Source organism: Bradyrhizobium sp. BRP19 (genome assembly GCF_020194195.1).
In the GTDB taxonomy this organism is placed as follows: domain Bacteria; phylum Pseudomonadota; class Alphaproteobacteria; order Rhizobiales; family Xanthobacteraceae; genus Bradyrhizobium; species Bradyrhizobium yuanmingense.
This window is the reverse complement of sequence record NZ_JADYVZ010000022.1, coordinates 64,083-78,874: the sequence shown is the minus strand read 5'-3', so window position 1 is coordinate 78,874 and position 14,792 is coordinate 64,083. Positions and strand designations below refer to the sequence as shown.

Here is a 14,792-nt window from a genome sequence, read left to right as displayed (position 1 = left end):
GCCGCAGGAAAAGCGCACAGCGTCGCCCTGATCGCTTGCGCCAGGAAGCTCCTTATCTACGCCAACACCGTTGTTGCCCGAGGTACGCCCTGGCGTGAAAATACCGCCGCAACTTAATGGTTGCTACAGGCCCAGCGCCTTGACGCCTCGCGCATAGCCGTATGCCGAAATGAGCGTATTCGCTCGCAACGCGATGCGGCTAGTGTCCGGCGATGCACGGCATCATCAGCAAGCCGCCCGAAGCGGCCGGCAACCTCGCGACCTCGCGTCTGGTGTTGCTGCTGCTGGTGGTGATGACCGGGGTCGCACCGATCTCGCTCTACATCCTGGTTCCGGCGCTGCCGGTGCTGGCGACGGATTTCGGCAGCGACATCTCGATCGCGCAGATGACGGTGTCGCTCTACATGGTCGGCATCGCGCTGTCGCAGCTGATCATGGGCCCGCTGTCGGACCGGTTCGGGCGGCGTCCGGTGCTGCTCGGAGGACTTGCACTGATGGTGGCGGCCAGCGTCGCCTGCATTTTCGCCGAGACCCTGCCGCAATTGATCGCCGCACGCTTCTTCCAGGCGCTCGGCGGCGCATCCGGCATGGTGATCAGCCGGGCCATCATCCGCGACATCTACGAGCGCGACCGCGTCGCCTCGATGATCAGCCTCGTGGTCGCGGCGCTGATGATCGGGCAGATGGTCTCGCCGCTCACCGGCGGCCTGATCGAGACCGCGTTGGGATGGCGCGCGATCTTTTATGCCATCACCATCGCCGCCATCGTCGTTGCCGTCGGGATCGCCTTGGCGCTGCCTGAGACCCGCCGCAGCCGCGCCGCCGGCAGCGGCTTCCGCGGCGATATTGGCATGCTCATCCGCAACCGCGCCTTCGTCGGCTATGTGATGTGCCAGGTGCTGGCGTCCCAGATCATCTTCACCTTCGCCGGCGGCGGGCCCTACATCGTGGTGACGCAGATGGGCCGCAGCAGCGCCGAATACGGCGCCTGGTTCGCAACAACGGGCTTTGCGTTTCTGGTCGGCAACCTGCTCTGCGTGCGCTTTGCGCCGCGCCACTCACTGGAGAAGCTGATCTGGTTCGGGCTCGCCCTGCAACTCTGCGGCAGCCTTGCAAACCTAATCTGGAGCTTCGTCGGCTGGAACGAGGCGCCCGCCTGGCTGTTCGGCACCCATATGATCGTGATGGCCGGCAATGCCTTCGTGATGGCGAATTCCGCCGCCGGCGCCATCAGCATCCGTCCCGAAGCGGCCGGCACCGCCTCGGGCGCGATGGGCTTCCTGCAGCAAGGCATTGGCGCGCTGATGTCGCAGTTCGGCGCCTATCTCGGCGGCCACTCCGCAACGACGCTGCCGCTGACCTCAGCGGTCCTCGCGATCTCGATCCTTTGCGCCTGCGTGATGATGTTCGTCGTGCCCCGCCGCGAGGCGGTAGCGAGCGAGGCGCTGATCGGGCAGGCCGAGGAGGATGAGACGGGGATGATGTGAGGGGCGCCGAGTAGAGTCCTTCTGCGGAACGATTCTGGATTGCTTCGTGGAGCCTGTCATCGGGCCGCGCTTTGCGCGGACCCGGTGGCTCGCAATGACGACGCGGAGAGAGCAGTGCCAAAAATGAGAGGCGGGGCTGGGCCCCGCCTCTCTCAATTCAAGTCTGTGTTTCGGCTTACGCCTGGCTCGCGATCGCCTTGCCGAGCGCGGCCTGCGCCGCTGCAAGCCGCGCGATCGGCACGCGGTAGGGCGAGCAGGAGACGTAGTCGAGACCGATATGGTGGCAGAAAGCGACGGAGGCGGGATCGCCGCCGTGCTCGCCGCAGATGCCGACCTTGAGCGAAGTGCGGGTCTTGCGGCCGCGGGCGACGCCGATCTTGACCAGCTCGCCGACGCCTTCCTGATCGAGCGAGATGAAGGGATCGACCGTGAGGATGCCCTTCGCCACATAGGGACCGAGGAAGCTCGCCGCGTCGTCGCGGCTGATGCCGTAGGTCGTCTGCGTCAGGTCGTTGGTGCCGAACGAGAAGAACTCGGCCGACTGCGCGATCTCGCCCGCGAGCAGGCAGGCGCGCGGCAGCTCGATCATGGTGCCGACCTGATAGGCCAGCTTGGTGTTGGTCTCGCGCATCACGGCCTGTGCGGTGGCATCGATCCGTGCCTTGACCAGGTCGAGCTCGGCCTTGGTCGCGATCAGTGGCACCATCACCTCGAGGCCGACGGCCTTGCCGGTGCGCTTCTGCGCCTCGACCGCGGCCTCGAAGATCGCGCGGGCCTGCATCTCGGCGATCTCGGGGTAGGCGATGGCGATGCGGCAGCCGCGGAAGCCGAGCATCGGGTTGAACTCCGAGAGCTCCCGGGCGCGGTCGGCGAGGCGCCGCGGGTCGGTGTTCATGGCGCGCGCCACTTCCTCGACCTCGGCATGGGTGTGCGGCAGGAATTCATGAAGGGGAGGATCCAGAAGCCGGATCGTGACGGGCAGGCCCTTCATGATCTCGAACAGCTCGACGAAGTCGGCGCGCTGCATCGGCAGCAGTTTTGCCAGCGCGGCGCGGCGCGACTGCTCATCCTCGGAGAGGATCATCTCGCGCACCGTGCGGATGCGCGTCTCCTCGAAGAACATGTGCTCGGTGCGGCAGAGGCCGATGCCTTCCGCGCCGAACTTGATCGCGGTGCGCGCGTCGTCCGGCGTGTCGCCGTTGACCCGGACGCCGATCTTGCGGACCTGGTCGGCCCAATTCATCAGCGTGCCGAACTCGCCGGACAGCTCCGGCTCGATCATCGGCATGCGGCCGGCGAGCACCTGGCCGAGCGAGCCGTCGATGGTGATGACATCACCGGTCTTGAAGGTGCGCGAGCCGATGCTCATGGTGCCGCGGCCGTAATCGACGCGGATTGTGCCGCAGCCGGAGACGCAGGGCTTGCCCATGCCGCGCGCGACCACCGCCGCGTGCGAGGTCATGCCGCCGCGCGTGGTCAGGATGCCTTCGGCGGCGTGCATGCCGTGGATGTCTTCCGGGCTGGTCTCGATGCGGACCAAAATCACCTTGCGTCCGTCGCCCTGAAGCTTGGCCGCCTCGTCCGAAGAGAACACGATCTCGCCGGAGGCCGCACCCGGCGAAGCCGGCAGGCCGGTTGCGATCACGTCGCGCTTGGCGTTGGGATCGATGGTTGGATGCAGGAGCTGGTCGAGCGAGGCCGGATCGATCCGCGTCACCGCTTCCTTCTTCGAGATCAGGCCCTCATTGGCGAGCTCGACCGCGATACGCAGCGCGGCCTTGGCGGTGCGCTTGCCGCCGCGGGTTTGGAGCATCCAGAGCTTACCCTGCTCGACGGTGAACTCCATGTCCTGCATGTCGCGGTAGTGCTTCTCGAGCAGCGTGTAGATCCGCGTCAGCTCCTTGAAGGCTTCCGGCATCGCCGCTTCCATCGACGCCTTGTCGGAGCCCGACTCCTTCCGCGCCTCCTCGGTGATGTCCTGCGGCGTGCGGATGCCCGCGACCACGTCCTCGCCCTGCGCGTTGATCAGGAACTCGCCGTAGAGCTTGCTCTCGCCGGTCGAGGGGTTGCGGGTGAAGGCAACGCCCGTGGCCGAGGTCTCGCCCATGTTGCCGAACACCATGGCCTGCACGTTGACCGCGGTGCCCCAGGATTCCGGAATGTCGTGCAGCTTGCGGTAGGTCACCGCGCGCGCGTTCATCCAGGATGAGAAGACCGCGCCGATCGCGCCCCAGAGCTGGTCGTGCGGATCCTGCGGGAATTCCTTGCCGGTCTCGCGTGCGACCGCGTCCTTGTACTTGCCGACCAGCTCGACCCAGTCCTCGGCGGACAGATCGGTGTCGAGCGTGTAGCCCTGGCTGTCCTTGAAGGTGTCGAGGATCTCCTCGAAGTGATGATGCTCGAAGCCGAGCACCACGTCGGAATACATCGTGATGAAGCGGCGATAGCTGTCATAGGCGAAACGGCGGTCGCCCGACAGCTCGGCCAGCGCTTCCACGGTCTGGTCGTTGAGGCCGAGATTGAGCACGGTGTCCATCATGCCCGGCATCGAGGCGCGCGCGCCGGAGCGCACCGAGACGAGCAGCGGGTTCCTGGTGTCGCCGAACACCTTGCCGGTCAACTTGCCGACATAGTCGAGCGCCTTCTCAACCTGCGGCTTCAGTTCCTTCGGGTAGGTCTTGTCGTGCTCGTAGAAATAGGTGCAGACCGAGGTCGGGATGGTGAAGCCCGGAGGCACCGGCAGGCCGAGATTGGCCATCTCAGCGAGGTTGGCGCCCTTGCCGCCGAGCAGGTCGCGCATTTCCGTCCGGCCCTCGGCCTTGCCGTCACCGAACGTGTAGACCCATTTGCCGGCCTTCGCCGCTGCCGGCGCCGCCTTGGCAGGCACAACCTTCTTCGGCGCAGGCTTCGCGGCAACCTTCGGCGAAGCCGCCTTGGTCATTGCCTTTGCCACCGGCTTTGCAGTGGGTTTGGCGACCGGCTTCGGCGCGCTCTTGGCCAGCGCCTTGCGGGCCGCCGGCGCGGCCTTCGCCTTGGCGGAGGGCTTTGATTTCGCTGCAGTTTTAGAAGGCTTCGAGGCGGCTTTGGCCATAGCTTGCACACAACCTGCGAGAGGAATGGGAAATCGCGGGCCTTACACCACTTTGGGCGGGCCCGCGCAAGACGGACAGTTCCGAAAAGTGAACGCCTAGAAGCGGAGCCACTTCAGGAGCCCGAGCCCGATCGCGCCGTTGACGATGAGGAAGATCGCGACGATGAGGTTGAGAAGCCGCGGCATGATCAGGATGAGCACGCCCGCAATCAACGACAGGATCGGCGAAATGTGGGCGACGGTGATGTGCATGAACTATCTTTCTGTGAGGTGAGGCGAATCGCGCGCGGATCATAACCGGATGGGTTCCGGGAGTAGAGATGCGCAAGGGCTGCTGCGAGTTCCGGCCTCACGAAAACTGCCCGAAATTGCCGCGAATGTGGCATGCCTTTTCCCGGAACATTGGCTTGAGGCACGCATTGGCAACCGGTCGCGCCGCTCGCGCGCCCGCAGAATCACGTCGAAGGAGTTGTCCATGCGGAACAGGATTTTTGCTCTCGCAGCGCTCGCGGCCGCAACCGGCGCGCCCCTTGCGGCGCAGGCGCAAAGCGATGTCACGATTGGACGCGCGCCCGCCATGGTCGACGGCGCGCCGACGATTGCCGTCGAACAACGGCCCGCCTTCCGCGAATATGTCGTTGAACAACGTGTGCCGCCCTTCCGCATTCCGGATCGCGTGGTGGTCGGCACCACCTTACCCGAGGCAGGCGTCACCTATTATGACGTACCGCAACGTTTCGGCGCCACGACCTATCGCTACACCGTCGTGAACGGCGAAACCGTGCTGGTCGAGCCGCGCTCGCGCCGCATCGTCGAGGTGCTGGACTAAAGACGCAGCCGCTCCATTCGATGTCCGGCGCGTCACATCAGGCTGGCGCGAGCAGTGTTAAATCGGACATCAGGCCCCGCCCGGTCCTCCCCCCGCCGGGCGGGGCTTCTTTGGGCAAGCCACATCAGCAGCCGTCATTCCGGGACACGCCGGAGGCGTGGGCTATGGTGCGCAATTGCGCACCTGAGAATCCATACTCACGATCGTGGTTATGGATTCCGGGCTCGCGCTACGCGCGCCCCGGAATGACAGCGGTGTTTGCCGCAAACCGCGCCTCAATCCTGGATCTTCGAGAAATCCGCTACCGCGCGCGTGGCGCTGCGGATCTCGTTGAGGAGCTTCAGGCGGTTCTCGCGTACCTTGGGATCGTCGTCATTGACGCGCACCTTGTCGAAGAAGGCATCGACCGGCGGACGCAGCTTTGCCATCGCACTCATCGCGGCGGCGAAGTCTTCCTTGGCCACCGCAGCGCTGGCTTCCGCCTTGACCTCACCGATCGCCTTGGCCAGCGCCTTCTCCTCAGCGAGGCTGTAGAGCGCAGCATCCGGCGCGCCGTCGAAGCTGCGCTTGTCCTTCTTCTCCTCGATGCTGAGGATGTTGCTGGCGCGCTTGGTGCCGGCGAGCAGGTTCTTGCCGTCGTCAGAGTCGAGGAATTTTCCGAGCGCCTCGACGCGGCGGACGATCATCAGGAGGTTGTCTTCATCTGCATCAAGGGAGAATACCGCATCAGCGAGGTCATGCCGTGCGCCCTGTTCACGCAATTGAACTTTCAGCCGATCAGCAAAAAACGCCAGGAGGTCGCCTATCAAGAAGAGAGCTCGCTTCTCGAAGGCTTCGCTGAAACCTTTCTCAAGTCCTTTGGAATAACTCTTGATGATCTTGTCTACTGCTTTGCTCTTGATGTGAATTTGAGCAGCCTTAGCCAAGTCAAGCACGGGCTGAGATCGCTGCTGGAACAAGTCTCTCCACAACGTGCCAAGTGCGTAAGCCAATATTGTTCCAAGCGCGACGTTCAGTTCGTTCTCTACAATAATTCTTATGATTCCCAGACCGGCGCGTCTTAACGCGTAGGGGTCTTTGCTTCCTGTAGGCTTCTCGTCGATGGCCCAAAACCCGACCAATGTATCGATCTTATCAGCTAGCGCGACCGCAACGCTTATGGGATTAGTGGGGACCCGATCTGCCGGCCCTTGCGGCTTATAATGTTCCTCGCAGGCTGCAGCGACTATCGGATTCTCACCCTGAGCAACCGCGTAGTATTTGCCCATCAGGCCTTGCACTTCAGGAAACTCGCCCACGACCTCCGTGAGCAAATCCGCTTTCGCCAGACGTGCCGCGCGCTTCGCTTGGTCGATATTCGCATCAACTTGCTCGGCGATATAGGCCGCCAGCAGCTCGAGCCGCTCGATCCGCGCAGCCTGCGTGCCGAGCTTCTCATGAAACACGATCTGCTCGAACTTCGGCAGCCGGTCTTCAAGCTTGGTCTTGAGGTCCGTCTCGTAGAAAAACTTTGCATCCGACAGCCGCGCGCGGATGACGCGCTCGTTGCCGGCGATGATGGTTTTGCCACCATCGGTGGCCTCGATATTGGCGACCAGGATGAACTTGCTGGCGAGCTTGCCGGTCTTGGGGTCGCGCACCACAAAACACTTTTGGTTGTTGCGGATGGTGGCGCGGATGACTTCGTCGGGAGTCTTCAAGAACTCCGGCTCGAACGAGCCCATCAGCACGACCGGCCATTCGACCAGGCCGGCGACCTCGTCGAGCAGGTTCTGGTCCTCGACCAGTTCAAAGCCTTGCGCAAAGGCCAGTTGTTTGGCGTCAGTGAGGATGGCGTCTTTGCGGCGCTCGGGGTCGAGCACCACTTTCGCGGCAAGAAGCTTTGCCTCGTAGTCCTCGAAGCGGCGCACGGAGATCGGCGCCGGCGCGAGGAAGCGGTGGCCGTAGGTGGTCTGGCCGCTCTCGATGCCGTCGACCTCGAACGTCACGACATCGGGCTCTTCGGTCTCGAGGCCGAAGGTCGCGGTGATCGCGTGCAGCGGACGCACCCAGTTCAGCGAGCCGGGCTTGCCCGAGCGCGAGCCCCAGCGCATCGATTTCGGCCAGGGGAAGGTGCGGATGATGACGGGCAGGATTTCCGCGAGCACGTCGATCGCGTCGCGGCCGGGCTTCTCGATCAAGCCGATGTAGAAATCACCCTTGGGGTCGCGCTGAATTTTGGCTTCGTCCAGCGACTTCAAACCGGTTGCCTTGAGGAAGCCCTGCACGGCCGCATCGGGCGCGCCGACCTTGGGTCCGCGGCGCTCGGTCTTCAGATCAGGCTGGCGCGCAGGGATGCCGTGCACGGTGAGCGCAAGGCGGCGCGGCGTCGCAAGCGCCTTCGCGCCCTCATAGACCAGGCCTTCGGCAACCAGCTTGTCGGTGACCATGCGGCGCAGATCGTCGGCCGCCTTTCCTTGCATGCGCGCGGGGATTTCTTCCGAGAACAGTTCAAGCAAAAGATCGGGCATCAGGCCGCTCCGCCCGCTTCAGTGTGGATCCAGGCCTCGCCGCAAGCTTTTGCCAGCTCGCGCACGCGTAAGATGTAGCTCTGCCGCTCGGTCACGGAGATCACGCCGCGGGCATCGAGCAGGTTGAAGACGTGGCTCGCCTTGATGCACTGGTCGTAGGCCGGCAGCGCCATCAGATGCTGTTTCCGGTTGCCGCCGTCGCGCCAACCGGCGTCGAGGTACTTTCTGCAGGCCGCTTCCGCCATCTTGAACTGCTCGAACAGCATCGCGGTGTCCGCATACTCGAAATTGTGCCGCGAATATTCCTGCTCCGCCTGCAGGAACACGTCGCCATAGGTGACCTTCTGATCACCGTCGCGCCCATTGAAATTGAGGTCGTAGACGCGGTCGACGCCCTGCACATACATCGCGAGGCGCTCGAGGCCGTAGGTGAGCTCGCCCGCGACCGGCGCGCATTCGAAGCCGGCGACCTGCTGAAAGTAAGTGAACTGGCTGACCTCCATGCCGTCGCACCAGCACTCCCAACCGAGGCCCCAGGCGCCGAGCGTCGGACTCTCCCAATCGTCCTCGACGAAGCGGATGTCGTGCACGGCGGAATCGATGCCGATCGCGGCGAGCGACTTCAGGTACAGCTCCTGAAGGTTCGGCGGCGACGGCTTCATGATCACCTGGAACTGGTAATAGTGCTGCATCCGGTTCGGGTTCTCGCCGTAACGGCCGTCCTTGGGCCGGCGCGAGGGCTGCACATAGGCGGCGTTCCACGGCTTTGGCCCGAGCGCGCGCAGCGTGGTCGCCGGATGGAAGGTGCCCGCGCCCATTTCCATGTCGTAGGGCTGCAGGATCACGCAGCCCTGCTCGGCCCAGAACCGCTGGAGCGCGAGGATGAAGCCCTGGAACGAGCGTTCGGGGCGCATATGGGCGGGCAATGAGGCGTCCATCGTCAGATCGGGCTCTCGCGGGGGGTTTGAATCGCGCGGGACCGTATCGACGGCGGGGATGGGAATCAAGGCGAAGGGGCCGGATTCGGGCGTCATTCCGGGGCGCCCGCAGGGCGAGCCCGGAATCCATTGCGCCGCTCACTCCGTGGTTCGATGGATTCCGGGTTCTCGCTTCGCGAGCCCCGGAATGACGAACGCGTGGAGGTGTGCCCTAACCCGGCCGGTAAGCTCCGGTCACGGGGTCGCGCTTCAGCGTCTGGATATCCCCCATACGGGCGGCCTCGGCGACGCGCGACAGGCGCATCTCCTCAAGCTCCTGGTTGATCCGGATGGCGGTCTTGTAGGCCCAGCGGACCACGGCAAGCCCGCCCAGGACGCCCGCGAAAGCGACGAACGGCGGCATCGGTCGATCCTCGTCTCATGCTCAGCCCCCACAAGCATTCTTGCGCAGATGGACCTGCGCCGCAATCGGCGCCGCCCGGGCGAAATGGCGCGGGAGCGCGAGACCTAGAACCCGAATTTCGCCCAAATCGCCCGCGTCTCGACCGCCGAGATCAGCTCGTCCGGCAGCCCGGCCATTGATTCCAGGGCCGAAAGCTGCCCCGCGCCGGGCGATTTCCGGCCCAAAAGGCCGGAGAGCAGACCGGTCGGCTGCGCGATCACGGGGGTGAGAACCTTCTCACCATAGCGGGCACGAAGAGTTGAGCGGAGATCGCCGATGCTGTCGGCGAGCCCCAGCGCGATCGCGCTGTCCCCCGCCCAGTATTCGCCCGTGAACAGCGTATCGTCGGCTCCCTTCAGCCGGGCGCCGCGGCTTTCCTTGACCAGCGCGATGAAGATCTGGTGGATCTCGCGCTGGATCGCCTTCAGCCTCATGACATCATCCGGGTTTTCCGGAAGGAACGGATCGAGCATCGCCTTGTGCTCGCCCGAGGTGTAGAGGCGCCGCTCGATGCCGAGCCGCCTGATCGCCTCCTGAAAACCGAAACTGCCGCCGACCACGCCGATCGAGCCGAGGATCGAGGAGGGATCGCAGATGATCTCGTTGCCCGCGCAGGCGATCATGTAACCACCGGAGGCCGCAACGTCCTCGACGAACACGAGCACCGGCAGCTTCTTCTCCGCGGCGAGCTGCTTGATGCGCAAGTAGATCTGGCGCGACTGCACCGGCGAGCCGCCGGGCGAGTTGATCACCAGCGCCACTGCCTTGGCGTGCCGATAGGAAAACGCGCGCTCGAGCACCCGCGCGACGCCGGCAAGCGTCAGGCCCGGACGCAGCGGCGTCACCGCACCGATCACACCGGACAGCCGCACCACCGGCACGACCGCCGTGCCGGGACGAAAGCGCGCCGGCAGATATTGCATGAGCTTGTCGGCCAGGCCGGAACTCTCACGATCGTTCAATTGTTCGGCCATGGCCTTACCTCTGATTAACCATTTCTTATCACGCGAGTGTCATTGAAAGTGCCAGGAACGTGTTTTGCAGAATCCGCGTTGGGAAGCTGCAATAGGCAGCGGAAGGAAACGCCATGAAGATCTATCTGCTGTTGCTGCTGATCGGTGCGCTTTTCACGGCGCTTCACTTTACGTCGCCGCAAGAGCAACAGACGGAATCGCTTCCGCAATAAGCCGTCACGGCCTCGCCAGCGGCAACGCCGCCCTCCCCTCCAGAATATCCTTCACCTCTTTCTTCGGCACGTTTGACTCCTCGTTGAGCATGAGGCCCGGCAGCAATTGCGTCGGTGCCCGGCCGCCTTTGACTGCGCGCACCAGCACCCGGATGGCAGGCTTTCCCGCTTCGCCATGAACCGGCAGGATCGCGAGGCTGCCGAAGCCGCGTGACAGCGCTGCCACGACGTCGCCAATTCCGTCCGCGCGCCAGATCAGGGTCAGCACGCCGCTCGATCGGAGAATGCGCCGGGCTGCATGCACCCACGCATGCAGCGTCTCCTCCCTCGCCACATGCGCGGTGTGGCGCGCCTGATCCGGCGAGCCGCGATGGCGTGCGGGGTCGTTGAAGGGCGGGTTCATCAATACGGCGTCGGAACCGTCGGGCAGAAGTCCGTTCGCTGCAAACGCCTGCGCGTCGGCGGTGACGTCGAGCACGATGACCTCGGCAGGAATCGCGTTCGCGGCGGCGTTGGCCCGCGCGAGCTGCGCCAGTTCCGGATCGATCTCGACCAGGCTGAGCCTGATCCCCGCGACGCGCCGCGCCAGCGCAAGGCCCGCCGTGCCGACGCCGGCGCCAAGCTCGACCACGCGGTCACCCGCCTTAGCGTCGGTCGCTGCTGCCAGCAGGATGGCGTCGTGCCCGGCGCGGTGGCCTGACCGCTTCTGCATCAAGCGCAACTGCCCGCCGAGAAACGCGTCCTCGGTAATATCCGCGGCCTCAATCATCGCCGCGCAGTTCGTGGCTGAGGCCTGCCTCGGTGAGGAGCGCCCTGGCTTCCTCGGCGTCGTCCTCATGAACCAGGATCCGCCGCGGCAGAATGCCGAGAGATCCCTCGATGATGCTCATGTTCTGGTCCAGCACCAGATGATGGATGTTGGCGCCGTCGAGCAGCGCGCCAATCGCCGACACCAGCACCATATCGTTCGTCCGAACCAGTTCACGCAAAACGGAGGTCTCCTGCCTGAAAGTGGCTAACGCGGCAAATGTCAATGGTTCCGCGGCCCTTGCCGCATCCGCCGCCAGTTTCTATTGTATTTCCATCAGAATAGCCCTTCCGGGGCAAATATTGGAGACCGGCGTGGCCGTCATCGTACCTTTCGAAACCCCCGGCGCGTCGATCGAAGAGCTGGTTGCCCTTGTCGCTCCCGACATGGAGCGCGTCAATGCCACGATCCTGTCGCGGACCGGCTCCGACGTGACCATGATCCCTGAAGTGGCCAACCACTTGATCTCCTCGGGCGGCAAGCGCCTGCGCCCGATGCTGACGCTCGCCATGGCCAATCTCGCCGGCTACACCGGTGACGGCCACATCAAGTTAGCTGCCAGCGTCGAGTTCATGCACACGGCCACCCTGCTCCACGACGACGTGGTCGACGAGAGCGAGATGCGCCGCGGCAAGCTGTCGGCGCGCATGCTCTGGGGCAACGAGGCAAGCGTGCTGGTCGGCGACTTCCTGCTCGGCCAGGCTTTCCGCATGATGGTCGAGGTCGGCTCGCTGCGCGCGCTCGACATCCTCTCCGCGGCGGCCGCCACCATCGCCGAGGGCGAGGTGATGCAGCTCGCCGCCGCCAAGAACACCGCGACCACCGAGGACGAATATCTCGCCGTGATCCGCGGCAAGACCGCCGAATTGTTCGCCGCCGCCTGCGAGGTCGGCCCCGTGATCGCGAACCGCCCGAAGGCGGAGCAGACTGCCTGCCGCTCGGTCGGCATGAATCTCGGCATCGCCTTCCAGCTCGTCGACGACGTGCTCGACTACGGCGGCAAGAGCGCCAAGCTCGGCAAGAACACCGGCGACGATTTCCGCGAAGGCAAGATCACGCTGCCCGTCGTGCTCGCCTTCCGCCGCGGCAATGACACCGAGCGCGCCTTCTGGATCCGGGCGCTCGAGCGCGGCGAGATCGGCGATTCCGATCTCGATCACGCCATCGGCCTGATGAACAAGCACCGCGCGCTCGAGGACACGCTGATCCGCGCCCAGCACTACGGCGCTATGGCCGTGGATGCGCTGGCGCTGTTCCCGCCCTCGCCGATGAAGAGCGCGCTGGAGCAGGTCGTGGCGTTCTGCTTGGCAAGATCGCATTAGGCGACTGACGCTCACGCTTTGCGCGCTCCCCGCACCCGTCATTGCGAGCGTAGCGAAGCAATCCAGAATCCCGCCGCGGAAACAGTCTGGATTGCCTCGCTGCGCTCGCAATGACGGAGTACGCCGCGACGGCACCGCTCGCTCTCGTGTCCCGGACGCGCTGCAGCGTGAAACGCTGCTGCGCAGAGCCGGGACCCATGCGACATCCGCAATCATGATCAATATGGGCCCCGGCTCTGCAGCGCACCGCTAAGAGGCGCTGCGCTGCGTCCGGGGCACGAGAGCGCGCTTCATCTCACCAGCAGAATCCAGCCTCACTCGCTCCACATGGCTCCCCGCGCGGTCACTTGCATTTTGCAAGTTACTGACCTACCTTGCCCGCCATGCAGCCCAAATCCCCTTCGATCCTGGAATGCCCGGTCGGCCGCGCGGTGGAGACGGTCGGCGAATGGTGGAGCATCCTGATTCTGCGCGATGCATTTCAGGGTGCGACGAAGTTCGACGAGTTCTCGCAAAGCCTCGGCATTGCGCCGAACATCCTGTCGCGGCGGCTCTCGCATCTCACCGAAAGCGGCATGTTCGTGCGTCGCCGCTATCAGGAGCGCCCGCCGCGCTACGAATATGTGCTGACGGATAAGGCGCGGGATTTCTTCCCCGTGATCGCTACGCTGCTCGCCTGGGGCAACAAGCATCTGGCGCCGAAAGGCGAATCCATCCTGCTGGCGAGCCGGAGCGAGGTCCGCCCGCTCGAGCCGATTGTGGTCGACGCCGCCGATAAGCGCCCGATCACGCTCGCCAATGCGGTCGTCGTCGCAGGTCCCCGCGCCAGCCGCGGCATGCGCGCACGGCTTGCTTCGCTCAAGGCCATGAACCCGGCCGTCGCGCCGGCTGGAGACTGACATGCGTCGTATCGTCGTGACGGGAATGGGCGCGGTGTCGCCGCTTGGCTGCGGCGTGGAACTGACGTGGCGGCGGCTGCTCGCCGGGCAGAGCGGGCTGCGCCCGTTGCCGGAATGGGCAGAGGCGCTGCCGGCGCGCATCGCAGGTCTCGTGCCCGACAAGGCCGATGATGCCGAAGGCGGCTTTGACCCGGCGCAGGCTGCCGCGCCCAAGGATCAGCGCAAGATGGACCGCTTCATCCTGTTCGCGCTGCTCGCGACGGCAGAAGCCGTCGCGCAAGCCAAATGGACACCGCAGGATGCTGGCGCGCTCGAGCGCACCGCGACGATCATCGCCTCTGGCGTCGGCGGCTTTCCCGCCATGGCGGAGGCGGTGCGCATCACCGCGCAACGCGGCGCGCGCCGGCTGTCGCCGTTCACGATCCCCTCGTTCCTCGCCAATCTCGCCGCCGGCCACGTCTCGATCAAATACGGCTACAAGGGCGCGCTGGGCACGCCCGTCACGGCCTGCGCCGCCGGCGTGCAGGCGATCGGCGATGCCGCGCGCATGATCCGATCAGGCGAAGCAGACGTTGCGATCTGCGGCGGCGCGGAGGCCTGCATCGATATCGTCAGCTTCGGCGGCTTTGCGGCCGCTCGCGCGCTGTCGAGCGGCTTCAACGACGAGCCCGCGCGCGCCTCGCGTCCGTTCGATCGCAATCGCGACGGTTTCGTGATGGGCGAAGGCGCCGGCATCCTGGTGATCGAGGCGCTGGAGCATGCGCAGGCGCGCGGCGCGACGCCGATCGCCGAGATCGTCGGCTACGGCACGACCGCGGACGCCTATCACATGACCTCGGGGCCGCCGGATGGCGATGGTGCCCGCCGCGCCATGGAGATCGCGCTTCGGCAGGCCAAGCTTGCGCCCGCGGATGTGCAGCACCTGAACGCGCACGCGACCTCGACACCGGCCGGCGACGAAAGCGAGCTAGGCGCCATCGGCGCGCTGTTCGGCCGCAACCGCGGCATTGCCGTGAGCGCGACCAAATCGGCCACGGGTCACCTGCTCGGCGCCGCCGGCGGGCTGGAAGCGGTTTTCACCGTGCTCGCGTTGCGCGACCAGATCGCGCCGCCCACGCTCAATCTCGAAAACCCCGATGCGGGCGCCGAAGGCATCGATATTGTCGCAGGCAGCGCGCGGCCGATGCCGATGCAGCATGCCATCTCCAACGGGTTCGGCTTCGGCGGGGTCAATGCCAGCGTGATCTTGCGCCGGCTGGGCTAAGCAAGAGGTCTTGCAA

The 14,792-nt window shown here is 65.1% G+C and carries 13 protein-coding genes; 5 read left to right on the top strand and 8 right to left on the bottom strand.

Annotated features, from left to right (window positions below; all coding sequences use genetic code 11):
* The first annotated feature begins 212 nt into the window (after positions 1–212).
* Positions 213–1,487: a multidrug effflux MFS transporter gene (locus I6F36_RS34650; RefSeq protein WP_225127801.1), complete on the top strand. Its 1,275-nt coding sequence runs from the start codon at positions 213–215 to the stop codon at positions 1,485–1,487.
* 175 nt (positions 1,488–1,662) lie between these two features.
* Here I6F36_RS34650 and ppdK read toward each other — a convergent pair whose 3' ends face one another.
* Complete coding sequence (ppdK, locus tag I6F36_RS34645) at positions 1,663–4,578, bottom strand: pyruvate, phosphate dikinase (RefSeq protein WP_036024905.1); 2,916 nt, start codon at positions 4,576–4,578, stop codon at positions 1,663–1,665.
* A gap of 96 nt (positions 4,579–4,674) precedes the next feature.
* Positions 4,675–4,830 carry a DUF3096 domain-containing protein gene (locus I6F36_RS34640; RefSeq protein WP_008562090.1) on the bottom strand — a complete coding sequence of 52 codons (156 nt, stop codon included), beginning with the start codon at positions 4,828–4,830 and terminating at the stop codon, positions 4,675–4,677.
* A 223-nt stretch (positions 4,831–5,053) separates the two neighbouring features.
* On the opposite strand from I6F36_RS34640, the gene I6F36_RS34635 reads away from it, so the two are divergent.
* The gene (locus I6F36_RS34635) at positions 5,054–5,407 is read left to right on the top strand and encodes a DUF1236 domain-containing protein (RefSeq protein WP_036006381.1); all 354 of its coding nucleotides are present in this window, start codon (positions 5,054–5,056) and stop codon (positions 5,405–5,407) included.
* A 275-nt stretch (positions 5,408–5,682) separates the two neighbouring features.
* On the opposite strand, the gene glyS is transcribed toward I6F36_RS34635, so the two are convergent.
* The 6 genes from glyS to I6F36_RS34605 form a co-directional block, all read right to left on the bottom strand.
* Positions 5,683–7,917, bottom strand: coding sequence for a glycine--tRNA ligase subunit beta (gene glyS / locus I6F36_RS34630; RefSeq protein ID WP_225173003.1), 2,235 nt, complete (start codon positions 7,915–7,917; stop codon positions 5,683–5,685).
* Entirely contained in the window at positions 7,917–8,855 is a 939-nt protein-coding gene (locus I6F36_RS34625) for a glycine--tRNA ligase subunit alpha (protein WP_036024903.1), read from the bottom strand. The genes glyS and I6F36_RS34625 overlap by 1 nt, the downstream gene beginning before the upstream one ends.
* A gap of 211 nt (positions 8,856–9,066) precedes the next feature.
* A complete protein-coding gene (locus tag I6F36_RS34620) occupies positions 9,067–9,258 on the bottom strand; it encodes a hypothetical protein (protein WP_057026308.1) in 192 nt (63 codons plus the stop codon).
* A 104-nt stretch (positions 9,259–9,362) separates the two neighbouring features.
* Positions 9,363–10,271 (bottom strand): S49 family peptidase, encoded by a 909-nt coding sequence (locus I6F36_RS34615; protein ID WP_036006373.1) that lies wholly within the window; start codon positions 10,269–10,271, stop codon positions 9,363–9,365.
* Positions 10,272–10,487: 216 nt separating this feature from the next.
* Positions 10,488–11,252, bottom strand: coding sequence for a tRNA1(Val) (adenine(37)-N6)-methyltransferase (locus I6F36_RS34610; protein ID WP_036006371.1), 765 nt, complete (start codon positions 11,250–11,252; stop codon positions 10,488–10,490).
* Positions 11,245–11,472 carry a DUF2007 domain-containing protein gene (locus tag I6F36_RS34605; protein WP_008562067.1) on the bottom strand — a complete coding sequence of 76 codons (228 nt, stop codon included), beginning with the start codon at positions 11,470–11,472 and terminating at the stop codon, positions 11,245–11,247. Before I6F36_RS34605 ends, I6F36_RS34610 begins: the two co-directional genes overlap by 8 nt.
* Before the next feature lie 133 nt (positions 11,473–11,605).
* On the opposite strand from I6F36_RS34605, the gene I6F36_RS34600 reads away from it, so the two are divergent.
* From I6F36_RS34600 to fabF, 3 genes are all read left to right on the top strand, one after another.
* The gene (locus tag I6F36_RS34600) at positions 11,606–12,613 is read left to right on the top strand and encodes a polyprenyl synthetase family protein (RefSeq protein ID WP_036006386.1); all 1,008 of its coding nucleotides are present in this window, start codon (positions 11,606–11,608) and stop codon (positions 12,611–12,613) included.
* Between the two features lie 383 nt (positions 12,614–12,996).
* Positions 12,997–13,512: a helix-turn-helix domain-containing protein gene (locus tag I6F36_RS34595; RefSeq protein ID WP_225173002.1), complete on the top strand. Its 516-nt coding sequence runs from the start codon at positions 12,997–12,999 to the stop codon at positions 13,510–13,512.
* A gap of 1 nt (position 13,513) precedes the next feature.
* Positions 13,514–14,776: a beta-ketoacyl-ACP synthase II gene (gene fabF, locus I6F36_RS34590; protein WP_225173001.1), complete on the top strand. Its 1,263-nt coding sequence runs from the start codon at positions 13,514–13,516 to the stop codon at positions 14,774–14,776.
* The last annotated feature ends 16 nt before the right edge of the window (positions 14,777–14,792 follow it).